Origin of the sequence: Streptomyces sp. NPDC014870 (assembly GCF_043081505.1) — a bacterium.
Classification (GTDB): Bacteria; Actinomycetota; Actinomycetes; order Streptomycetales; family Streptomycetaceae; genus Streptomyces.
This window is the reverse complement of record NZ_JBIBWQ010000010.1, coordinates 139,053-160,354: the sequence shown is the minus strand read 5'-3', so window position 1 is coordinate 160,354 and position 21,302 is coordinate 139,053. Positions and strand designations below refer to the sequence as shown.

General features: G+C 71.9%; 18 protein-coding genes. 8 read left to right on the top strand and 10 right to left on the bottom strand.

The window, feature by feature from the left end; genetic code table 11:
* Window positions 1-32: 32 nt before the first annotated feature.
* The 4 genes from sbnB to ACF09C_RS27525 are packed head-to-tail and all read right to left on the bottom strand — an operon-like array spanning window position 33 to window position 7,298.
* Window positions 33-1,103 carry a 2,3-diaminopropionate biosynthesis protein SbnB gene (sbnB, locus tag ACF09C_RS27540; protein WP_392095248.1) on the bottom strand — a complete coding sequence of 357 codons (1,071 nt, stop codon included), beginning with the start codon at window positions 1,101-1,103 and terminating at the stop codon, window positions 33-35.
* A complete protein-coding gene (locus ACF09C_RS27535; RefSeq protein ID WP_392095246.1) occupies window positions 1,100-2,101 on the bottom strand; it encodes a TauD/TfdA family dioxygenase in 1,002 nt (333 codons plus the stop codon). The genes sbnB and ACF09C_RS27535 overlap by 4 nt, the downstream gene beginning before the upstream one ends.
* Window positions 2,098-4,692, bottom strand: coding sequence for an amino acid adenylation domain-containing protein (locus ACF09C_RS27530; RefSeq protein ID WP_392095245.1), 2,595 nt, complete (start codon window positions 4,690-4,692; stop codon window positions 2,098-2,100). Before ACF09C_RS27530 ends, ACF09C_RS27535 begins: the two co-directional genes overlap by 4 nt.
* A complete protein-coding gene (locus tag ACF09C_RS27525; protein WP_392095244.1) occupies window positions 4,689-7,298 on the bottom strand; it encodes a Pls/PosA family non-ribosomal peptide synthetase in 2,610 nt (869 codons plus the stop codon). Before ACF09C_RS27525 ends, ACF09C_RS27530 begins: the two co-directional genes overlap by 4 nt.
* Window positions 7,299-7,550: 252 nt before the next feature.
* Between ACF09C_RS27525 and ACF09C_RS27520 the strand changes: the two genes are divergently transcribed.
* The 3 genes from ACF09C_RS27520 to ACF09C_RS27510 all read left to right on the top strand — a co-directional run bounded on the left by ACF09C_RS27520 (window position 7,551) and on the right by ACF09C_RS27510 (window position 10,666).
* The gene (locus tag ACF09C_RS27520; protein ID WP_392095242.1) at window positions 7,551-9,062 is read left to right on the top strand and encodes a glutamate synthase subunit beta; all 1,512 of its coding nucleotides are present in this window, start codon (window positions 7,551-7,553) and stop codon (window positions 9,060-9,062) included.
* A gap of 267 nt (window positions 9,063-9,329) precedes the next feature.
* Window positions 9,330-9,896, top strand: coding sequence for an ECF RNA polymerase sigma factor SigK (gene sigK, locus ACF09C_RS27515; protein WP_392095241.1), 567 nt, complete (start codon window positions 9,330-9,332; stop codon window positions 9,894-9,896).
* Window positions 9,893-10,666: an anti-sigma factor domain-containing protein gene (locus tag ACF09C_RS27510; protein WP_392095239.1), complete on the top strand. Its 774-nt coding sequence runs from the start codon at window positions 9,893-9,895 to the stop codon at window positions 10,664-10,666. The genes sigK and ACF09C_RS27510 overlap by 4 nt, the downstream gene beginning before the upstream one ends.
* 23 nt (window positions 10,667-10,689) lie before the next feature.
* Here the strand turns inward: ACF09C_RS27510 and ACF09C_RS27505 are convergent, their stop codons facing one another.
* Window positions 10,690-10,875, bottom strand: a complete 186-nt coding sequence (locus ACF09C_RS27505) for a CsbD family protein (protein WP_362415290.1) — start codon at window positions 10,873-10,875, stop codon at window positions 10,690-10,692.
* Window positions 10,876-11,051: 176 nt separating this feature from the next.
* Here ACF09C_RS27505 and ACF09C_RS27500 point away from each other — a divergent pair, with 176 nt between their 5' ends.
* A complete protein-coding gene (locus ACF09C_RS27500; RefSeq protein WP_392095237.1) occupies window positions 11,052-12,065 on the top strand; it encodes a TerC family protein in 1,014 nt (337 codons plus the stop codon).
* 134 nt (window positions 12,066-12,199) lie between these two features.
* Window positions 12,200-12,415: a hypothetical protein gene (locus ACF09C_RS27495; protein ID WP_392095235.1), complete on the top strand. Its 216-nt coding sequence runs from the start codon at window positions 12,200-12,202 to the stop codon at window positions 12,413-12,415.
* Between the two features lie 15 nt (window positions 12,416-12,430).
* Here the strand turns inward: ACF09C_RS27495 and ACF09C_RS27490 are convergent, their stop codons facing one another.
* The 3 genes from ACF09C_RS27490 to ACF09C_RS27480 form a co-directional block, all read right to left on the bottom strand.
* Entirely contained in the window at window positions 12,431-13,882 is a 1,452-nt protein-coding gene (locus ACF09C_RS27490) for a SulP family inorganic anion transporter (RefSeq protein WP_392095234.1), read from the bottom strand.
* Between the two features lie 69 nt (window positions 13,883-13,951).
* Entirely contained in the window at window positions 13,952-14,338 is a 387-nt protein-coding gene (locus ACF09C_RS27485) for a hypothetical protein (RefSeq protein WP_392095232.1), read from the bottom strand.
* A gap of 242 nt (window positions 14,339-14,580) precedes the next feature.
* On the bottom strand, window positions 14,581-15,063 hold the full coding sequence (locus tag ACF09C_RS27480; protein ID WP_392095230.1) for a DedA family protein: 483 nt from the start codon (window positions 15,061-15,063) through the stop codon (window positions 14,581-14,583).
* 328 nt (window positions 15,064-15,391) lie between these two features.
* Between ACF09C_RS27480 and ACF09C_RS27475 the strand changes: the two genes are divergently transcribed.
* Window positions 15,392-16,222 (top strand): glycoside hydrolase domain-containing protein, encoded by an 831-nt coding sequence (locus tag ACF09C_RS27475; protein WP_392095228.1) that lies wholly within the window; start codon window positions 15,392-15,394, stop codon window positions 16,220-16,222.
* Between the two features lie 39 nt (window positions 16,223-16,261).
* Here ACF09C_RS27475 and ACF09C_RS27470 read toward each other — a convergent pair whose 3' ends face one another.
* Together ACF09C_RS27470 and ACF09C_RS27465 are read right to left on the bottom strand one after the other, a co-directional pair.
* Window positions 16,262-17,077: an ABC transporter permease gene (locus ACF09C_RS27470; RefSeq protein ID WP_392095226.1), complete on the bottom strand. Its 816-nt coding sequence runs from the start codon at window positions 17,075-17,077 to the stop codon at window positions 16,262-16,264.
* Complete coding sequence (locus ACF09C_RS27465; RefSeq protein WP_392095224.1) at window positions 17,074-18,060, bottom strand: ATP-binding cassette domain-containing protein; 987 nt, start codon at window positions 18,058-18,060, stop codon at window positions 17,074-17,076. Before ACF09C_RS27465 ends, ACF09C_RS27470 begins: the two co-directional genes overlap by 4 nt.
* 158 nt (window positions 18,061-18,218) lie before the next feature.
* Here ACF09C_RS27465 and ACF09C_RS27460 point away from each other — a divergent pair, with 158 nt between their 5' ends.
* Together ACF09C_RS27460 and ACF09C_RS27455 are read left to right on the top strand one after the other, a co-directional pair.
* Window positions 18,219-19,418 carry an ROK family protein gene (locus ACF09C_RS27460; RefSeq protein WP_392095222.1) on the top strand — a complete coding sequence of 400 codons (1,200 nt, stop codon included), beginning with the start codon at window positions 18,219-18,221 and terminating at the stop codon, window positions 19,416-19,418.
* Between the two features lie 175 nt (window positions 19,419-19,593).
* A complete protein-coding gene (locus tag ACF09C_RS27455) occupies window positions 19,594-21,234 on the top strand; it encodes a glycoside hydrolase family 13 protein (protein ID WP_392095220.1) in 1,641 nt (546 codons plus the stop codon).
* The last annotated feature ends 68 nt before the right edge of the window (window positions 21,235-21,302 follow it).

Sequence of the window (21,302 nt, the reverse complement as noted above, 5' to 3'; positions counted from 1 at the left end):
GGGGCGGTCCTCGGGGGCCGGGCGGTCCCGTCTCAGCCGTACCGGCTCAGCTCGTCGAAGAAGTCCTCGACGATGGACAGTTCGCCGGCGCCCGCCAACCTGTCGTAGACGTACTTGCCGACCGCCAGGTCGAGGACGCCGAGTCCGAACGGCGAGAAGATCACGGTCCGGTCCGTGGGCACGGAGACCCGGCCGGACATCACGTCGGCGAGGGTGCCGTGGACGAAGTCCCGGTTCCCCGTGAGCTGTTCGGTGAGGTGCGGTGACGTCTGGGCCCGCAGGCAGTGGTCCGCGTCGTCGACGATGTTCGTGGCGGACAGCAGGATCCGCGGGTCGAGGTCGCGCAGGGAGATGTGCAGGACCACCGGGTGGTGGTCGAACCACGCGGGTTCGGTGATGTGGGGTGTGCCCGCGACGGTGGCGAAGACCACCAGGTCGCTGGTGCGGATGAGTTGTTCGGGGTCGCTGTGCACGGTGACGCGGCCGTCCCCGTCGGTCTGTTCCAGGTACAGCCGGAAGCCCGCGGCGCTGTCGGCGGAGCGGTCGTGGACCCCGATGTGGTCGAAGGACCAGCCGGTCCCGCGCAGGTAGGTGTGGATGTAGCGGGCGATCAGGCCGGTGCCGACGAATCCGACGCGGGAGGCACGGGGGCGGCCCCTGCTGAGCCGGCTCGCGGCGGACGCGGCGGAGGCCGCCGTCCGCGCGGCGCTGATGACGGAACTCTCCATGCAGGCGAAGGGGTAGCCGGTCACCGGGTCGTTGAGGATGAGGACCGCCGATGCCCGGGGAATCCCCGCCGTGATGTTCGCGGGGAAGCTGGAGATCCACTTGAGCCCGTCGACGTGCGCGTCGCCGGACAGCGAGGCGGGCAGGGCGATGATGCGCGAGGCGGGACGGTCGGGGAAGCGCAGGAAGGTCGAGGCGGGGTTGACCGTCCGGCCCGCCGCGTGCAGCTGATAGGCCGCCTCCACCACGGCCGTCACCGTCGCCTCCCTGCCGTCGAGGACCTGCTTGACCTGGCGTCCCGGGACGACCGCGAAGGGGGGAACCGTGATGTCCTCCGGGGAGCGGGCGGGCCCGGGCAGGGGCTGGGTGACGGTCATGCCGCTGCCCTCCCGGCCGACGCGGCGGGCGAGGCCTGCCGCTGGGGGTCCGCCATCGCCACCACCACCTGCCGGGGGCCCTCGTAGGGCTCCCTGCTGTGCGCGGTGCGGATGTTGTCGACGAGCATCAGGTCGCCGTCCTGCCACGACCTGCGGACGGTGTGGGCCGCGTAGACCCTGTTGATCCGCTCCACCGTGTCGGCGGCGACGCTGTCGCCGTTGCCGTGGAAGGTGTTGAACGGCAGCCCTTCGGGCCCGTACTCGTCGATCAGGAACGCGCGTACCTCCGGGTCCATCGTCCACTGGTTCAGGAACGCGACCTGGTTGAACCAGCAGCGCCGTCCGGAGCCCGGATGGGCCACGACGGCCCTGCGGTGCTGCCGGGTGCGCAGTGACCCGTCCGGCTGCCAGTCGGCGACGATGCCGTTGTCGCGGCAGTAGGCGTCGATGGCGCGGGGGTCGGTGGTGCCGAAGGCCTGGGCGAGGCTGGTGCCGATCTCCTCGTGGTAGGCACGGGTGAGCAACCAGCCCTCCTGCTCGAAGCGTTCCACGATCGCGAAGGGAAGCGCTTCGAGCACCGCGGCGGCGTCGGCGAGCGCGGTCGCTCCGCCCCCGGTGGGCGCCCGCAGGCACGCGAAGAGCAGCAGACCGGGGAACCGCCCCGCGTAGCTCAGCTCGTGGTGCATGCACATGGGCTGTGTGGCGGGCCAGGCGGCCGAGGAGTAGACGCCGTCGGCGTGGAGCGTGCGGGCGGCGAAGCCCTCGGCCTCGCGCACCGGGCGGACGCCCAGTCCCCCGAGCACCGCCTCGACGTCGGAGACCGTGCGCAGACCGAGGCCGGTCACGAGGGCGGCGCCGTGCTCGGCGACGACGGCGAGCACCTCACTCCGGTGTTCGGCCGCCCAGGCCGCCGCTCCCGCGTCACTCGGTGTGGTCTCGATCTCCGGCAGGGCCGGCGGCGCCGGTGCCTCCTGCCGGTGGAAGAGTGCGGTCCTCATGTCGATTCCCTCTCTTGTGTCGAGCCTGCGGGTGTGCCGGGGCCGGGCGCGGCCCTCGACGGGTCGGCCACACCGGTGCGCGTGTCGATCAGCGCGGCGAGGTCCGCCAGTACCGGACGTGCCGTCAGGTCACGCAGCGACACCACCCGGTCGAGGGCAACGGCGAGACGCACGGCGGTCAGGGACGTACCGCCGAGGTCGAAGAAGCCGTCCTCGCGCCCGATCTCGGACGCCGGTACGTCGAGCACCGCGGCCCACGCGTCGACAAGCCGCTCTTCGGTCGCCGTGAGGGGTGCGTCGCCGACGGAGCCGACGCGGCCGTCGCTGCGGCCGTCGCCGCGCCGGTCGCCGCGGCCGTCCGTCTCGGCGAGCGCGCCGAGCGCCTTGCGGTCGACCTTTCCGTTCGGTGTCAGCGGGAGTGCGTCGAGCCGGTGGCACGAGGCCGGCACCATGTAGGCGGGCAGCAACTCCCCGAGCTGGTCGCGCAGATGATCGGAGCCGAGCGCCGGGTCGCCGGTGTGGAAGGCGACCAGTTGCCGCCCGTGTCCTTCCGGCCCCGTGACCACGACCGCGCCGTCGCGTACTCCGGGCACGCGCAGCAGGGCGCTCTCGACGTCGCCGATCTCGACCCGGAACCCCCGGATCTTGACCTGCGCGTCCCTTCGGCCCAGGAACTCGAGCTTCCCGTCGGGCAGCCAGCGGCCGAAGTCCCCTCCCCGGTAGAGGCGTTCCCCGGGGCGGAGCGGGTCGGCCCGGTAGCACTCGGCCGTGCGGTCGGGGTCGTTGACGTAGCCCCGGCCCACGCAGACCCCGGAGAACGCGATCGCGCCGGGGGCACCGAGCGGGACGGGCATCAGCTGCTCGTCGACCACGTAGACGCGCACGTTGCGGATCGGTCGCCCGAGGGAGATCCGGTCGTCCGCGGGCGCGTGCTCCAGGAATTCGTGGTGGGTGTCGTCGGAGGTCTCGGTCAGCCCGTACGCGTTGACGAGCGGGGTCCCCGGCCTGACGCGGAACCACCGCCTCACCAGCTCGGCGCGCAGGGCCTCGCCGGTCACGGAGACGCGTGCCAGGTCGGGCAGCGTCCTCCGCGTACGTTCCAGCGCCGAGATCAGGACGTCGAGGTAGGACGGCACGACCTGGAGCACGTTCACCCGCTCCTCGGCGATCAGGTCGAGGATCCGGTGGGCGTCCAGGACCGCCTCCTGCTCGACCAGCAGCGTCCGTCCGCCCCGCAGGGGCCCGGCGAACAGCTGCCACAGCGAGATGTCGAAGCACTGCGACGCCGTCTGCGCCACGACGGTCTCCGCCCCGATGTCCAGGTCCTCGGCCTTCGCCAGAAGGTGGTTGAGCAGCCCCGCGTGCTCGACCATCGCCCCCTTGGGCTCCCCGGTCGACCCCGAGGTGAAGAAGACGTAGGCGAGAGCGTCGGCCGGGACGGTGACGCCGAGGTCGCGGCCGTCGCTCGGGCGCTCCGCGACGGCGGGGGCGTCGAGCACCCGCGGAGCGGCCGAGGACGCGCGTGCCCGGTCGAGGTGCCCGGTGCTGCCCGGCTCGGTGAGGACGAAGCGGCACGCGGCGCGGCCCAGCATCGCGCCGACGCGTGCGGACGGGTAGTCCGGGTCCACCGGCAGGTACGCTCCGCCCGCCTTGAAGACGGCGAGGACGCAGGCCATCCAGTACAGGTCCCGCGGGAGCACCACTCCGACCGGTTCCTCGCGCCGCAGCCCCTGGTCCAGCAGGGCCCGTGCGAGGCGGTTGGCGCGGAGGTTCAGGTCGCGGTAGGTCCACCGCCGTCCGCGATGCACCGCGACGACGGCGTCCGGGTGCCGGCGTACCCGTTCCTCGAACAGCTCGTGGAACCTCCGGTCCGGCAGCGGCCTTCGGGGTCCTGCCAGTCCTTCGACCTGGAACCGGATCTCGGGGGCGGACAGCAGGCAGTGGCGGTCGTGGCGGGAGTCCGGTTCGGCCAGGAGGGCTCGGAGCGCGGTGAGGTGGTAGCCGGCGATCCGCGCCGCGGCGTCGCCGTCGAGCGCGTCGGTGCGGACGCGGAGTCTGAGCACCTCTCCGTCGGCCTCTTCGCGCACGGTGACGCAGAGGGCCGCGTCTCCGGGCAGGTCGGGACCGTGGCCGTCCGGGTCGAACACGGCCGCGTGGGCGCCGGGTCGGTCGGACGCGGACGCGTCGGGGAGCCGGACCACCCATCCCCCGTCGCCGAGCGGCTCCTCCGCGCGTGCCGCGTCCCGGACGAGCTCGCGCCACGTGCCCGGCACGACGGTCGTCCGGCAGGGCACGCACCGCCCCGGCGCCATCAGCCGGGCCGTGGTCACCGCCGGATCCCCGGAGAGCGCGGCGAGCACCTTGGCGTGCGCCGCCAGGTGGATCGAGGAGCGGCGTACGCCCAGCTCCCCGGCACGCTCCCGCAGGCCGGTCGCCAGGGCGGCCGGGAGGACGACCGCGTGATCGGCCCAGCCCGGAACCGGAGCCGTGGTCCACGGGGGAACCTCGGTCCATCCCGTCGTGGCCGTCCCACCGTCGGGGAGTACGTCGCTCACGTCGCGTTGGTCGCGCAGGTCGCGTGTGACCGTCATCGGATTCCACCTCCGCCGCCGTCACTCTCGTCGGGGAACTCCGCGGGCCGGGCCGGGTTGCCGGTCCACCGGTCGCCGTCGGGGACCGTCTCGCCCTTCATCAGGAAGCAGTCGGTGTCCAGGAACGCGTGGGCGCCGACGTCGACGCCGTAGTGGACGAAGGCGCCGACGCCGAGCGTGCAGCCCGCGCCGAGGCTGCTGGGCTCGGACTTGAACGCGCCGTCCTCCTGCGAGTGGCACTGGACGACGCTCCCCGCGTTGAGCGTGCAGCCGTCGCCGATGGTCACCATGGACCGCTCCGGCAGGCCGCAGCCGTCGTCGAAGACGTTCCTGCCGATCCGGACCCTCAGCATCCGCCAGACGGCGCTCTTGAACGGAGTCCCGTTCAGCGCCTGGAGATACGCCTCGGAGGGAACCTTCCAATACCGCTCGCGCCGCCAGAACCGCACGTCGTAGATCGAGCAGAACAGGGACCCGAGCGGGGCGAACCACGTGACGATCCGCTCGACCAGCACGTAGTAGAGGATCGTGAACGGAAGCAGCACGGCGTTGGCGAGGGCGAGCGCCCACACGCCTGACTGCACGTACAGATCGGCCGCTCCGGTGTAGAGCACGGTCACGAGGAAGAAGTAGAACCACGCGGTGACCAGGTGCCAGGCCATCGTCATGGCGTTGTGCCGGTTTTTCGCCGCGAGCCTGCGACGCCGCTCCTGCCCCGTGTGGATGTCCTCGAACGAGCTGTCACGGAGCACCGAGCGCGGGATCTCGAAGCTGGGGGAGCCCAGCAGACCGACGTTCTCCCGGATCGTTCCGTCCACCGGGACCATGACCTTGGTGGCCAGGAGGCAGTTGTCCCCGGTCCTGCCGCGCGCGGGATAGGCGATCTTGTTCCCCAGGAAGTTGCGGGCTCCGATCCGGGTGTGCGACAGACGGAACGAGCTGCTGGAGTAGTCCGCGTTCATGAGCGAGAGGCCGTCGGCGACCATCGTTCCGCTGCCCACCTGGCTCATCAGGGGGCTTTCGTGCTTCACGACCGTGCCGAAGTTCGACCCGGTCTGCTCCACCTGGGAGAGGTCGTATCCGATCCAGCGCAGGTAGTGCACGATGGCCGTGCTGTCGCCGAAGAGCCGGGTCAGGCTCCTGCGGTTGGTGAGCACCGTCGACAGACGGTGCAGGGTGTGGTGGAAGCCGAACAGCGGGTACACCCGCCCCGGGACCACGATCCGGCCGACCAGGCGGGACACAGTGGCCACGACGAGCAGGGCGAGCGGTATGGCGGCGAAGAACACGAGGGCCGTCAGCGCGAGCAGGTCCGCGTAGAAGGTCCACGTGGTGAGGGCCGAGGGCCCGGTTTCCAGCACCACCGCCAGCTGTGGGGCCTTGGAGAGCAGGACGTCCACGCCGCCGACGGCGAGCGGCGCGACGATCAGTACGGCGAAGAGGAGTTGGCCGACGGTGTGGAGGGCACGCCGTACGCTGCCGCAGCGCGCGGCCTCGACGCCGTGGAAGTCGGCGTCGGAGGGCTGGGCGGGCGACCCGTGCCAGCGTTCTCCGTCGGGAACGGCCTGGCCGGCGTGGAGCGACGAGGCATGGCCGAGCTGCGCGCCGTCACCCATCGACGTACGGATGTCCAGCACCGTCGATTCGCTGACGACGACGCCCCGGCCCAAGGAGACGGGACCGGTCTCGATCACGGCGTCGCGGGCGCGATAGCAGCTGATCAGTGCGTCCTTGCGGACGATCGTGCGGTCACCGATGGACAGCAGGTCGGTGCAGACGGGCACACTGCGGGACAGCACGGTGACGCCCCGGCCCACGCGCGCGCCGAGCGCCCGCAGGTAGAGCGAGTACAGCGGCGATCCCACGGACAGCACCAACGGGTTCGTCCGCACGAGTGTCTTGACCAGCCAGAAGCGGACGTAGCCGAGGCTCCAGACCCGGATCCGCCCCGGCCGCCACCGTCCGATGAGGAGCCACTTCGCCGCGATGGGCAGAGCGCACAGGAGCAGGAGCACGGCCGCGCCGAACGCCACGGACCTCAGGTAGTCGTCGAGCGGGCCGCTGCCCGCCGCTGTCCACTCGTAGCCACGGGTGACGATGACGGCGATGAGGAGGGCGTAGCCGAGGTAGCTCAGCAGCTGCAGCAGCCCGCACAGCACCGGCCGCGACCGACCGAGCGGGGCGGCGGGCACGGCGGGCACGGCTGCGTGCCTCTCCGGCGCGACACCGGGCGACGCGGACACGACGGTGGGCACCTCGCGCGTCTCCGCCGGGTGGCTGGCCGGCCGTACCCCGGCCGATGCCACCAGTGCGGCGCTGAGTCCGCGGATCGTCGGATACTGATAGACGTCCTTCATGGACACCGGCGGCAGTCCGGGCTGCTTCCTCACCCGCGCGCAGAAGTGCGCCATGAGCAGCGAGTCGGCGCCCAGATCGTGGAAGAAGTCGCTGTCCGGTGGTACGGAGTCCAGCCGGGCGACCTCCGAGAGCAGGCGGGTGAGGAGTTTCTCCACGGCGGCCGCGTCCCCGTGGTCGAGGCGCGGCGGGGCCGTCGCGACGGGGGTCGCGGGGGTGGTGGCCGCCATGCCGAGCGGCTTGCCACTCATGAGGTCTCCCTGAGATGGGCGTTGCGCTGTCCGCGTGCCGGGCAGGTGTCCCACACAGGTGATTCGTCGCCGACGGCGGAAGGTATGGAGGAAGGCCGGGACTTCTCGGCATCCGGCCGCGCGTTCCGCTCCGCGGACCGGGGCGGCGAAGTGGGTGGACCCGCCTCGCACGGACGTACGATGAGGGGCACGGACACAGGGCTTCCCGCACGGACACCGGCTTCCCGCACCGCCAGCCATGTCGAGGGCACCATGACCGACCCCTTCGGCTTCCTCCGCACACCCCGGCGACCGGCCCCCTCCAGACCTCCTGACGAGCGCGTCGGAGACTGGGACGAGGTGCACACGGGCCAGCCGCTGTTGCCCGTGGTCTCCGCCCAGGCCGGCCGTTGCATGGACTGCGGTGTGCCCTTCTGCCACGGTGGCTGCCCGCTCGGCAACCTCATACCGGAGTGGAACGTGTACGCGGCCCACGGCGACTGGGCCGCCGCCTCCGAACGGCTCCACGCCACCAACAACTTCCCCGACTTCACCGGTCGACTCTGTCCCGCTCCCTGCGAGGACGCCTGTGTGCTCGCCCTCACCGGCGAACCGGTGACGATCAAGAACGTGGAGCAGGCGATCGCCGACCAGGCGTGGGCGCGCGGCCTCGTGCGCCCGCTGCGGCCGACGCGGGTCTCAGGCCACTCGGTCGCCGTCGTGGGATCGGGGCCCGCGGGCCTTGCGGCGGCGCAGCAACTCACCCGCGCGGGGCACGCGGTCACGGTGTACGAACGCGCCGACCGGGTGGGTGGGCTGCTCCGCTACGGCATCCCCGACTTCAAGATGTCCAAGAACCGGCTGGACGCCAGGATCGCGCAGATGGAGGAGGAGGGCACGTGCTTCCGCCCGGGCGTCGACGTCGGCCGTGATGTGGACTCGGCCCGTATGAGGGCCTCGTACGACGCCGTGATCGTCGCCACGGGAGCGACGGAACCGCGTGACATCGACTGCCCCGGGCGGGCGTTGGGAGGTGTCCACCACGCCATGGAGTACCTCACGGCGGCCAACCGCTCGGCCGGTCCCCTGCCCGTACCCCTGCCCACCGCGCTCTCCGCGCGCGGCAAGGACGTCGTGATCGTCGGCGGGGGCGACACGGGCTCCGACTGCCTCGGCACCGCACTGCGCCAGGACGCGTCGTCCGTCGTCCAGGTGGACATCAACCCGCTGCCGGGCAAGGACCGTACGGTCGACGAACCGTGGCCGCTCGTCCATCCTCGGATCTACCGGATGTCCCACGCCCACGAGGAGGCGTGTGCCCGCGACGGTGCCGACCCCAGGGCCTTCGCCTCCGTCACGGTCCGCTTCGACGGTGACGTGTCGGGACAGGTCGTGGCCGTGGTGCTGCACGAGGTGGAACCCGCGAGCAGACGCCCGCTGCCGGGCACGGCCCGCGTCCTTCCCGCCCAGCTGGTGCTGCTCGCCCTGGGCTTTCGTGGCCCGCGCCGGGATCCGGGCCTCACCGGCCCCCTGGGTCTCACCGCCGACGCCGGGGGAACCTTCGCGCGCACCCCGGACTTCGCCGCGCTCGGGCCGACGGCGGCGGCACCGGGTGCGGAGGAATCCGTCGGCGTCTTCGTCGCCGGCGACGCCGGGCGCGGTCCGTCCCTCGTCGTCTGGGCCATCGCGGAGGGCAGGGCGGCCGCGGCCGCGGCGGACCGGTTTCTGCGCGGCGGGACCGAGCTTCCGGCCCCCGTCAGGGCCACGGACAGTCCCCTCGCGTGACCCCGTCGACAGCCGTTCGCCGATCCGTCATCCGCGCCCCGCACGGCAACGAATCCCTCACACAGGCACTCTCGCCTCCTGGGAGCGGTCATGACCCTCACCGCCCCGAGCCGCACTCACCCGGCTGGCCCGGCCACGCGGCACACCCCCGCCGCAGACGGCAGAGTCGGACGAGTCGGACGGGTCGGGCCACCCCGAGCGGGTCGGCTCGGCCGCAGCACCCCGACGAGCGACCACCAGAGGCACGATGGAGGACGAGGACGCCCCTTGCTGCACGCATCCGGACCGGACGCCGATGTCGACGCCCTCCTGCTCCGCGCCGCGGAAGGTGACCAGGAGGCGTTCGCCGGTGTCTACGACGCGCTGGCCCAGCCGGTGATGGGGCTGGCGTGCCGGGTGCTGCGGAACCCGGCCCAGGCCGAGGAGGTGACCCAGGACGTCATGATCGAGGTGTGGCGGACGGCGGACCGCTTCCGGCCCGACCGCGGAACGGCGAAGGCCTGGGTGCTCACCCTCGCTCATCGGCGGGCCGTGGACCGGGTGCGTACCGTCCGGGCCGGTACGGACCGCGAGCGGCGTGCCGCGCTGTTGTCGGCCGAGCGGGAGTTCGACCAGGTCGCCGAGACCGTCGAAGGCCGCGACGAGCAGCGCCGGGTCCACCGCTGTCTGGAGGCTTTGGCCCGCCTCCAGCGCGTGCCGCTGGTGCTCGCCTACTACCAGGGCATGACCTACCTCGAGGTGGCGCACTCCCTGTCCACCCCCGAGGGCACGGTGAAGTCCCGTATGCGCACCGGCCTCCATCGGCTTCGCGACTGCCTGGAGGCCGGCTCATGACGCCACCCGAGGATCCGCACCTCGATGCCGCCGCGTACGTGCTGCACGCGCTGCCGCCCGCGGAGGAGGCCGCGTTCGCGAACCACCTCGCCGGCTGCGAGGCCTGCCGCCGGGATGTCGCCGAGTTCGAGCGGACCACCGCCGCTCTCGCCTCCGACGAGACCGCCCCGGTGCCCGAGGAGCTGCGCGCCCGTGTCCTGGAGCAGGTCTCCCGCACGGCGCAGGACGGGCGCCCGCGCCCGCACGGCGCCGGGCCCCCGGGGGGCGGCGGCTCCCCCGGCCGGAAGGGACTGCGTCTCGCGCTCGCCGCGAGCGTCGCCGCGGTGGCCGCGCTCGGCGCTGTCGCCGCGTGGCAGCACTCGGAGGCCGAGGACGCGCGCGCCCGCGCCGCCCAGGCCCAGGAGCAGGCCCGCGCGGCGAGCGGCGCTTTCGCGGAGGTCCTCACGGCCCCCGACGCCACCGTGCACACCGGTGAGTTGGCCGACGGGGCGGAGGCCGCGGTCGTCGTCTCCCGCGAACAGGCCCGGTCCGCGTTCACCGCCCGCGGCCTCCCGGCACTGCCGAGCGACAAGGTGTACGAACTCTGGTACGCGGGCGAGGGTGGCGACTACCGTCCCGCGGGCCTCCTGGCCGGCGCAGGCGACCGGGCGGCGCGCGTCCTGGAGGGTCCCTTGGGCGACGCGGTCGCCGTCTGCCTCACCGTCGAACCCGCGGGCGGCTCCACACAGCCGACGACCGAGCCGCTCGGTGTCATCTCCATCGACGCGTGATCACGCGCTCAGCGAGGGCGGGGCTACGAGTGATCGCGCTTGAGGGAGTCCCGGATGCCTTCGGCGCGGTGTCGCACGCTCGTCATCGTCTGACGGATCCTGGCCTTCGCCTGGTCCGTCCTGCCCTCGGCCTCCAGGCGCTCGTGCCCGGTGACCTTTCCGGCGATCTCCTTGATCCTGCCCTTGGCCTTGTCCATGGCGGCGCTCATGCCCGTGCTCCCTCCCGTCCCGGGGGTCCGTACCGTCCACGCTAGTTTCGGAGGCCCGGAGTCGCTCGCCGACGCAAGACCTCCGCGAAAGACAAAATCGCCCAAAAGCTTCGTACGGGCGCAGAATAGGATCGAGGGGTCCGTGCACCGGCGTGGGCCGTCGGGGAGTGACTGGCGTGCTTGAGGTCCCGGTCTGGCTGTGGGTGGCGTTCGCCGCGACGGTGCTGGTGTCGCTGGCGGTGGACCTCTTGGCGCACCGCACCGCTCACGTCATCGGCTTCAAGGAAGCCGCCGCCTGGAGCGCGCTGTGGGTGGGGCTCGCCCTGATCTTCGGCGGAGTCGTCTTCCTCGTCCTCGGGACGACCGCGGGCACGGAGTACACGACCGCGTGGCTCCTGGAGAAGAGCCTGTCGGTCGACAACCTCTTCGTCTTCGCCGTGATCTTCGCCTACTTCAAGGTGCCCCGCGCCTATCAGCACCGCGTGCTGTTCTTCGGGGTCATGGGCGCCCTGGTCTTCCGCGGGATCTTCCTCTCCCTCGGCGTCGCCGTGGTGAGCCGCTTCACCGCCGTGCTCTTCGCCTTCGCCGCCATCCTCTTCTGGAGCACGTACAAACTCCTCAAGGACGAACAGGAGAGCTTCGACCCCGGCAAGAGCTTCGCCGTGCGGATGCTGCGCAAGATCATGCCGGTCCGCGACGACTACGCCGGCATGAAGTTCTTCGTCAAGGAGGCCGGCAGACGTGTGGCCACCCCTCTCCTGGCGGTGGTGGCGGCGATCGAGGCGGCCGACCTGGTCTTCGCCGTCGACAGCGTCCCGGCCGTTCTCGCCGTCAGCGACGACGCCTTCATCGTCTACACCAGCAATGCCTTCGCGATCCTCGGCCTGCGAGCCCTGTACTTCATGCTCGCCGGCCTCCTGGACCGGTTCCACTACCTGAACAAGGGCCTCGCGATCATCCTCGCCTTCATCGGCGTCAAGCTCGTCCTTCAGGCGTCGCACAAGACGATCAGCACGAGCATCCCCGAGATCCCCTCACCGGTCAGCCTCGCGGTCATCGTCGTCGTCCTGGCGGGATCGGTCGTCCTCAGCCTGCTCCGGCCGGCCCCGGCGGCTCCTCCCCCTGCCCCCGCCGAGCAGGACGCGGACGGGCAGGAAGCACAGGAGCCTCCCCGGGAGGAGGAGGCCTGACCTCCTCCCCCGGAGATACGGGGGCAGCTATTGTCCCACTTTGCGAAAACTGAGCCTATTGTTAAAGAATGAGCAAAGTCGAGTTCGAGACAGGTCCCCAGGGAGCGCTTGTCTGCCCGGTCTGCAAGCAACCCGTGACCACGACAGTGAAACGACGGCACAAGACCCTCGGCGTCTTCGTGCCCGTGTGGCGGCCCGGCCCGTGCCACAACCCCGAGTGCCCCGAGTATCTGGAGGACCCCGAGCACCACGGACACGACCAGCACCCGGAACACACCGAGCACCACGGCGAACCGGAGCGCCCCGAGCAGCCCGAGCAGCCCGAGCAGCCCGAGCACCAGGGCACGTGACGCGGCCGAGAGCCGTCAGCGCGGCTTGACCTCGGCGTCGGCATCGGCGTCACCGTGCCGTTCGGCCCACGTCTCCAGTGCCGCCCGGCAGGCGTGGTCGAGGTGATCGACCCCGGAGAGGTCCAGGACCACACGCCGGTCGTCGGGCAGGGCTTCCAGGCTGTCGAGTATCTGGGGCAGCCGCAGGAACGTGATCGTCCCCTGGAGGCGCACGCGGACGGCGCCGCGGCCGTCGTCGCTGTGCTCGATCCGCAGGTGCGAGGCCTCCCAGGCCGCCTTCACGACCGACAGCCCGAGGCCGATCAGGACCCCTTCGAACATGCCGACCGCGACGATCGCCGTCGCCGTGACCACGAGCACCAGGGCCTCGCCCCGGTGCCGGCGCCAGAGCGTCAGGACACCCTTGAACGGGATGAGCTTCCAGCCGGCGTGCACGAGAACGCCGGCCAGCGAGGCCAGCGGGATGAAGGCGAGGACCGCGGGCAGCAGGGCGACGAAGAGCAGCAGCCAGACGCCGTGGAGAACCCGGGACGCCTTCGTCCGGGCCCCGGCCTCGACATTGGCCGAGCTGCGCACGATGACCGCGGTGAGCGGCAGCGCGCCCAGCAGGCCGCACAGCGCGTTGCCCGCGCCCTGGGCGACGAGTTCCTTGTCGTAGTCCGTCCGCGGCCCCGAGTGGAGCCGGTCGACCGCCGCCGCGCTGAACAGCGACTCGGCGGAGGCGATCAGCGCGAACGCGAGGACGGTGCCGATGAGGGCCGGGTCGGCGAGCGCGGAGAGGGCATCGGAGTCCGGCGGGTTCACGGCCGCCGCCACGCCGCCCACTCGCACGGTCTCCACCGGAAGGCCGAACACGGCGGTCGCGAGGGCGGCCAGTACGACCGCGACCAGGGCGCCGGGCACCGCCCGCGCCCGGGCGGGCATCCGCCGCCAGCCGACGAGGACGAGGACGGTACCGACCGCGAGGGCGAGCGACGCGAGGGCCGTACGGCTCCCCAGCGCGTCGACGAGCGCGCCCGGCAGTCCGGCGAGTTTGTCGAGACCGGATCCCGGGGCGGGCGCGCCCACCGCGGCGTAGAACTGCCCGGCGATGATGACCAGGCCGATGCCCGCGAGCATGCCCTCCACGACGGAGAGCGAGATCGCCCGGAACCAGCGGCCCCATCGGAGCAGCCCCATGCCGATCTGCAACACACCGGCCGCCAGGACGAGGACCCCGAGCGCGGCGAGTCCGAAGGTGCGGACCGCTTCGAGGACGAGCACGGTGAGGCCGGCGGCGGGACCGGACACCTGGAGGCTGCTGCCCCGCATGAGGCCGGTGACGATGCCGCCGACGATGCCGGTGATGAGCCCCAGTTCGGCGGGGACGCCCGAGGCGACGGCGACACCGACACAGAGCGGGAGAGCGACGAGGAAGACGACGAGCGAAGCGGCGAAGTCCTGCCGCAGGAAGGGGAAGGACGGCATGAAGGATTCCTCCTGGCGCACCGCGGGGGTGCGTCGGGCTGACAGGTCGGCGCGGGTGGTGCCGACCTGTCAGCAGAGGAAGACCTGGAGCGCGGAGGAGTCGTGGGCGGCCGGCGGTCTCGGCCGGGACTCGGGAGCCGTGGGCCGCGTGGCCGACGGGTCCGTGCGCGGCGCGGCGCGGGCGACGAGAGGCGGAGGGCCGGGAGGGCCGGTGGGCGAGGCGGCGGCCCGCCGCCGGTCGCGGTGGACGGCGGAACCCCTGGGCGCGTCGGCCTCGCTCCCCCCGGAGTGCGCGGATTCGTACGCCGCGACGGCCGCGGGCTGCTGGAGTCGGGGCTGCTGCGGCGCCGGGGCCGCGGGCCCTGCGGCGCCCGGCAGGACGCACGTACCGCAGACGAGGGCGAGGACGAGCAGGAGGGTCGCGCGCAAGGCCACGGACGGGCGGACGGCCGGCATCGTGAACGCTCCTCCCTCCGCTCGCACCCTCACCCGAATTCACCAAAGCAAGCCCAAAGGTGGGTCAACGAAGAGTAATGCGCGCACGTGGGCAGGGCCCCGCAACACCCGTGCCGTACGAAGGTTTTCGAATGGAATCGGCCTGATGTTGACGCGAACGGAAGCCTGGGAAGAGGTCCGCGCCTAGGAGGAGGTCCGCTCCTCGGAGGGGCGCCGGATCCCGGCCGTCCGCCAGGACCGGCTCAGGATTCGTCGGCCACGGTCTCGGCGGCGGCGGACGACGCGGCGTTTCTCCTGCGGTACACGACCACCCCGCACACCGCGAGGAGGGCGGCCACGGCGGACACGCCGAGGGCCGTCCGCTCGGCGAAGAGCCTTCCCACCACTTCGAGCACGCCGATCCCCGCGGTGGCGTAGATCAGCGCCCAGGCCGCTCCGCCGATGAACAGGGCGGGGAGGTAGCGCGTCAACGGCATGCGCATGGTGCCCGCGAGGAAGTTGACGGCGGTCTGGAAGCCGACGGTCAGGAAGGAGACGGCCACCACGGGTGCGCCCCACCGCTGGATCGCCCGCTCGGCGCGCTGGAACCTCGCCGAGGAGATCCGCTCGGCGAACCGGCTGCGCCGGGCACCGGCACCGGCGAGCCATCCGACGGCGAACGTCCCTCCGGCGCGGAGCAGGACGATGACGTACAGGGCTCCGGCAGTGAGCGCGATCTTATCCACGGCGCCTCGTCTCGGGAGCCGGGCCGCGGCCCGCGTCGGCACTCACCCGGATCGGCGTCCCGCCCCGACGGGCGCACACCACGTACAAGCCAGGGTCACCGTCTCTCACCTGCGCCGCGCCCCTGTCCGTGATGGTCACTCGGTCCACATACGCGGCACCGGGACCCGATGCCGCACGCCCGGCTTCGCGCGCCGGACAAGGCCAGCCTAACCAAACATCCATACGACGCATACGGGCAGGCCGGGTCACCCAGGAGGGCCCCGCCCCGCCCCGGATAGAGTGGCCGCGCTCCGGAGATCCGGAGCAAGGGGCCGGATGGGTGGGGAAATGGCGAAGCATCGGTTGTCCAGAAGAGGTCGTCACATCGCCCTGGCGACGACGGGTGTCGTCGTGGTGGCCGGCGCCGGGGTCGCGGCGCAGACCTCGATGGCCGCCCCGGCGTGGCCGGCGCAGAAGACCTACACGGGCCGGGCCTTCGACGCCTGCACCGCGCCTTCGCTCACCGCGATGAAGGCGTGGAAGAAGGACGGCTACTACGGCGGTGTCGCCGTCTACATCGGGGGCAGGAACCGCGGCTGCGCCCAGCCCAACCTCACCAAGTCGTGGGTCAAGTCGGTCGACACCCTCGGCTGGCGGGTCATCCCCCTGTACGTGGGAGCCCAGCCGCCCTGCCAGAAGAGCGGGAACAAGGAGAGGTTCACCGCGGCCACCGCGACCTCGGTCGGCGTGAGCAACGCCAACGACGCGATCGCCAAGGCCTCGGCACTCGGCATGAAGGCCGGCAGCGCGATCTACCTCAACATGGAGTCGTACGACATCGCGGACAAGGCCTGCAACGACGCCACCCTGACGTACGTGCGGGCGTTCACCAAGACCCTCCGTGCCAAGACGTACCGCGCCGGCCTCTACGGCTTCAGCAGCTCCAGCGCCAAGGCGATCGCCACCGCCAAGGACCGTACGGACCTGCCGGGCAACCTCTGGTACGCCCTGTGGAACGGCCAGGAGACCACCACCAAGGACTGGCCCTGGGACCCGAAGCTGTACACCAACCACAGCCGGGGCCACCAGTACAAGGCCAACAGCAAGGAGACCCGCGGCGGTCACACGATCAACGTGGACCGCAACGCCTGGGACGCCCCCGTCGCCATCGTCGGCTGACCGGCGGCCTCACCGCGGCCCCTGTCAGGGGTCGCGGTGTCAGCGGCTGCGGGAGTTGTAGACGCGCATCGCGACCGGCATGAAGACGGCCGTGATGCCCGCGGCCCAGATCAGTGACCACATCACGGACGACGCGACCGGAGTGCCCAGCAGGAGGCCGCGGAACGCGTCGGACAGGTGCGTGACGGGGTTGACCTCGACCCACGCCTGGAGCCATCCCGGCATCGTGTCGACCCGTACGAAGGCACTGCTCGTGAAGGTGATCGGGAAGATGATCGTGAAGGCGAAGACCTGCACCTTCTCGGCGTCACCCGCCAGCATGCCGATCAGCACGGCGGTCCAGGAGACGGCGGCGGCGAAGGTCAGCAGGAGCAGCGTCGCACCGAGGAAGCCCAGGGCGCTGCCGGTGATCGTGAACCCGAGCAGGGTGCCGAGGCCGATCATGAGCAACATCGCCCAGAGCTGCTTCGCGAGGTCGGCGGCGATGCGTCCGTACAGCGGCGCAGCCCGGGCGATCGGGAGGCTGCGCAGCCGGTCGAACACGCCTTTCGTCAGGTCGGCGTTGAGTGACATCGCGGTGTACATGCTCATGAACAGGGTGTTCTGCACGATGATCCCGGCCAGGGCGTACTGCAGGTAGTCCTGCGGAGAGCCGGCCATCTGTCCGCCGAAGACAAAGGTGAAGAGGAAGACGAACATGATCGGCGTGATGCTGTAGTCGACGAGCTCCAGCGGGTTGTGCTTGACCGAGATCAGGCTCCGCCAGGCCATGGTGGCCGTCTGCCGCAGCGCCGCGCCCACGTGGACGCGGTTGCCTCCGCGGGCGGCCGTCTCCGTGAGGTCCATGCCGGTCATGACGGGCTCCCTGTGGACGCGTAGTCGTCGTCGGACGTCGCCGGGTCGTTCGCCTGCGCCTTGTGACCCGTCAGGGCCAGGAACACCTCGTCGAGGGAGGAGCGGCGCAGGGTGAGCTCGCCCACGGCTATGCCCGCGTCGTCGAGACGGCGCACCACACGGGGCATGAGCGCCTCGCTGGTGACGGGGGCGATGACACGGTGGTCCTCGATCGCGGTCTGCGGGCCCGCCTCCTCCGCCACGAGCGCGCGGACCCGTGCCAGATCGGCAGTGGCGACCGGCCGCACGTTCAGCACCTGCCCCCCGACCTGCGTCTTCAGCTCGTCGGGGGTGCCCTGGGCGATCACGCTGCCCTGGTCGACGACGACGATGTTGTCGGAGAGCCGGTCCGCCTCGTCCAGATACTGCGTGGTCAGCAGCGTGGTCATGCCCTCGGACACCAGATCGCGCAGCATCCCCCAGACCTCGCCGCGGCTGTGCGGGTCGAGCCCGGTGGTCGGCTCGTCGAGGAAGAGGATGCGGGGCCGCCCCACGAGGCTCGCCGCGAGGTCGAGGCGCCGTCTCATCCCGCCCGAGTACGTCTTCACGGCGCGCCCCGCGGCGTCCTCCAGGTGGAAACGCCGGAGCAGATCGGCCGACCTCGCCCGCGCTTCGGGGCGCGGCATGCCGAGCAGGCGGCCGATCATCACCAGGTTCTCGGTGCCGGTCATGTTGTCGTCCACCGCGGAGAACTGGCCGGTGAGGCCGATCAGCGACCGGACCTGACGGGCCTGGCCCACCACCTCGTACCCGCCGACCTCGGCACGGCCCCCGTCGGGGAGCAGCAGCGTGGCGAAGATCCGCACGGCCGTGGTCTTGCCGGCACCGTTGGGCCCCAGCAGGCCCAGGACGGTGCCTTGCGGGACCTCGAGATCGATGCCCTTGAGTGCTTCGGTCCCCTTGAACCGCTTGGTGAGGCCTTCCGCCCGTATCGCGTGTGTCATGAGGTCACCCCGCTCGTCGAGGAATCACCTCTTCCACTGTGCCCGACGCCTCTGACAGTCACCGGCGAGGAGGGGGCAGGGGATTTCTTGACACAGGAAAGAAACCTGCTGGAGGATCTGACCGGAAGCGTGCGCGGCAGCGTTGTGCGGAGGTGGCGATGGGACCCGGCGACACGACCCCCGAGAACCGGAACGTCGTGCGCGATCGGAATCGCGCTGCGGTCCTCGGAGCGATCGTCACGAAGGGACCGATCGCCCGCAGCGAACTCGCGGAACTGACGGGCCTGTCGCAGGGCGCGGTCACCAAGGTCGTCGCCCCGATGATCGAAGCGGGCTACGTCGTCGAGCAGGAGGGGAGTTCGACCGGCGCGGGAAGGCCCCGGGTGCCGTTGAGCGTGCGTCCGGATCGCCGCTTCGCGGTCGGGGTGAAGGTCATGGAACGCGAGATCATCGGCGTCGTCGTCGATCTCTCCGGGCGCGTGGTGGCCCAGCAGCGGTCCCGGCTGGAGTCGACGGAGGTGGCCACGGTCGTGGCGGGCACCGGGGATCTGGTGCGCCGACTGCTGGCGGAGGACGACACGTTCGGCTCCCGGACCTTCGACCTCGGAGTCGGCCTGGCGGGCCAGATCGACAACGACCACCGGACGCTGCGCTCTTCGGCGATGCTCAACTGGCAGTCCGTCCCCCTTGGCGCGTTGATGGAGGCGGAAACCGGGCTGCGTACCGTCGTCGAGAACGATGTGAACACGCTCGCCGTCGCCGAGCTGTGGTTCGGGGCGGGCGTGGACATGCCCTGGTTCGCCGTCGTGACGCTGGGCGCCGGCATCGGCAGCGCCCTGGTGCTGGACGGGCGGGTCGTGGCCGGAGCCAGGGGCGCGGCGGGAGAGTTGGGGCACCTCGTGGTCGCTCCCGGCGGCAGGTCGTGCCGCTGCGGCAATCGCGGATGCCTGGAGACGATCGCGTCCGACCCGGCGATCCTCGCGTCGATCGCCGAAGCCGGAGGCCCTGCGGACCTGGACATCGCCGGGGCGGCGGAGCTCGCGCGCCGGGGCGACGCCACCGCGGCCGCCGCGTTCGCCCGGGCCGGGGCTGCCCTCGGGTCCGGCATCGCGGCCCTGGCCAATCTCGTCAACCCCGAGCGGATCATCCTCTCCGGCGAAGGGATCGTCGCCTCCGATCTGCTCCTGAGCGCGGTGCGCGAGACCTTCGCCGCGCAGACACTGCCGACCGGCGGCGCGTACGAGCTCCTGCTTCGTCCGCTGCCCGACGAGACCTGGGCGCGCGGCGCAGCCGCCGTGGCGCTGCAGGGCATCTTCACCGGAGGGTCGAACCTTCCGGGCCCCACCCGAACGGCCTGACCCACAAGGTCCCGAGGCCGGCAACCCCGCGGACCCAGGCAGCCCACCGGACGCACACCTCGCGCCTGAGGCCCAGAGGCCCGCGAGGCCCGCGAGGCCCGCGAGGCCCGCGACCAGGCTCACCTCAGGCGCCCTCCAGCAGCACTCCCCAGCCCACTCGCGAGCAGGAGACCTCATGAGCATCTCGACCGCACCGGACTCCCCCTGGTGGCGCGGAGCCGCCATCTACCAGATCTATCCGCGCAGTTACGCGGACGGCGGCGGCGACGGGATCGGCGACATCGCCGGCATCCGGGCGCGGCTGCCGCACCTGCGGGACCTGGGGGTCGACGCGGTGTGGATCTCGCCCTGGTACGTCTCACCGATGGCCGACGCCGGCTACGACGTGGCCGACTACCGGGACATCGACCCGCTCTTCGGCACCCTCGCCGAGGCCGAAGCACTCATCACCGAGGCCCATGAGCTCGGTCTGCGGATCATCGTCGACCTGGTCCCCAACCACTGCTCCGACGAGCACCCCTGGTTCAAGGCCGCGCTGCTCGCCGGACCCGGTTCCCCCGTGCGTGACCTGTTCCACTTCCGTCCCGGGCGTGGCGAGCAGGGTGAACTGCCGCCGAACGACTGGCAGTCGTGCTTCGGCGGCCCCGCCTGGACCCGTACCACGGGACCTGACGGGACGACGCCGGACGAGTGGTACCTGCACCTCTTCGCCCCGCAGCAGCCGGACTGGAACTGGGACCGCCCGGAGGTGCGGGAGGAGTTCGAGTCGACCCTGCGGTTCTGGCTGGACCGAGGCGTCGACGGCTTCCGGATCGACGTGGCGTCCCTGCTGGTCAAGCAGGACGGGCTGCCCGACAAGGCCACCCTGCCCGAAGGGGCGCCCCCGCCGGACGCGGACCGGCCGGAGGTCCACGATATCTACCGCGCCTGGCGGCGGATCGCCGACTCCTACGCCGACGAACGGGTATTCGTCGGGGAACTCTGGGTCTCCCCGGACTCCCTGCCCCGCTATCTCCGCGCCGACGAACTGCACACCGGCTTCAACTTCCCCTTCATGCAGGCCCCGTGGGATGCTTCCGCGCTCCGGGCCGTGATCGACGAGACGCTGGCCCAGCACGCCCCCGTCGGCGCCCCCGCCACCTGGGTCCTGGGCAATCACGACACCACCCGCGTCGTCACCCGCTACGGCCGCGCCGACACGTCGTACACCGAGCGGCACCAGCCCGTCCCCGTGGACCTCGGGCTCGGCACCCGGCGGGCCCGCGCCGCCGCCCTGCTCAGCTTCGCCCTGCCGGGCAGCGTCTACGTGTACCAGGGCGAGGAACTCGGCCTGTGGGAGGTCGAGGACATCCCCCTCCACCAGCGGCAGGACCCGGCCGTCCTGCAGTCGGGCGGGACCGACCCCGGCCGCGACGGCTGTCGGGTCCCGCTGCCGTGGGAGGGCGACGAGCCCCCGTTCGGCTTCAGTCCGCCCGGCACGGAGACCGAACTCTGGCTGCCCCAGCCGCCGGCCTGGAAGGACCACACCGTCGCGGCCGAGACCGGCGACCCCGACTCGGTGCTGGAGCTCTACCGCGCGGCGCTGCGCGTCCGCCGTGCCGACTCCGCGCTGGGTGACGGCGAGATGACCTGGCTGCCCTCGGACGACGGGGTCCTCGCCTTCTCCCGCGGGGACGGCTTCCTCTGCGTCGCCAACCTGTCCCCCGCCCCGGTCCGGCCCCCCGCCCATGCGGAACTTCTCCTCTCCAGCTCCGCCCTCGACGAAGGGCTGGTGCCGCCGGACACCGCGGCCTGGTTCCGGGCGGGGCCGAAGTAGCCCACCGACGCAGCGGGGCGGGCCCAGGTCATGACGTCCTCGACGTCCCGTCGAGGTGGCCTGCGCCC

What these genes read in the sequence shown, in the direction of transcription:
- ACF09C_RS27530 (WP_392095245.1), bottom strand. Translation starts at nt 4,692, where the DNA reads ATGACGGTCACACGCGACCTGCGCGACCAACGCGACGTGAGCGACGTA.
- ACF09C_RS27525 (WP_392095244.1), bottom strand. Translation starts at nt 7,298, where the DNA reads ATGAGTGGCAAGCCGCTCGGCATGGCGGCCACCACCCCCGCGACCCCC.
- ACF09C_RS27485 (WP_392095232.1), bottom strand. Translation starts at nt 14,338, where the DNA reads ATGCCGGCCGTCCGCCCGTCCGTGGCCTTGCGCGCGACCCTCCTGCTC.
- ACF09C_RS27505 (WP_362415290.1), bottom strand. Translation starts at nt 10,875, where the DNA reads ATGAGCGCCGCCATGGACAAGGCCAAGGGCAGGATCAAGGAGATCGCC.
- ACF09C_RS27460 (WP_392095222.1), top strand. Translation starts at nt 18,219, where the DNA reads ATGGGACCCGGCGACACGACCCCCGAGAACCGGAACGTCGTGCGCGAT.
- ACF09C_RS27490 (WP_392095234.1), bottom strand. Translation starts at nt 13,882, where the DNA reads ATGCCGTCCTTCCCCTTCCTGCGGCAGGACTTCGCCGCTTCGCTCGTC.
- ACF09C_RS27535 (WP_392095246.1), bottom strand. Translation starts at nt 2,101, where the DNA reads ATGAGGACCGCACTCTTCCACCGGCAGGAGGCACCGGCGCCGCCGGCC.
- ACF09C_RS27510 (WP_392095239.1), top strand. Translation starts at nt 9,893, where the DNA reads ATGACGCCACCCGAGGATCCGCACCTCGATGCCGCCGCGTACGTGCTG.
- ACF09C_RS27470 (WP_392095226.1), bottom strand. Translation starts at nt 17,077, where the DNA reads ATGACCGGCATGGACCTCACGGAGACGGCCGCCCGCGGAGGCAACCGC.
- ACF09C_RS27520 (WP_392095242.1), top strand. Translation starts at nt 7,551, where the DNA reads ATGACCGACCCCTTCGGCTTCCTCCGCACACCCCGGCGACCGGCCCCC.
- ACF09C_RS27465 (WP_392095224.1), bottom strand. Translation starts at nt 18,060, where the DNA reads ATGACACACGCGATACGGGCGGAAGGCCTCACCAAGCGGTTCAAGGGG.
- sbnB (WP_392095248.1), bottom strand. Translation starts at nt 1,103, where the DNA reads ATGACCGTCACCCAGCCCCTGCCCGGGCCCGCCCGCTCCCCGGAGGAC.
- ACF09C_RS27455 (WP_392095220.1), top strand. Translation starts at nt 19,594, where the DNA reads ATGAGCATCTCGACCGCACCGGACTCCCCCTGGTGGCGCGGAGCCGCC.
- ACF09C_RS27475 (WP_392095228.1), top strand. Translation starts at nt 15,392, where the DNA reads ATGGCGAAGCATCGGTTGTCCAGAAGAGGTCGTCACATCGCCCTGGCG.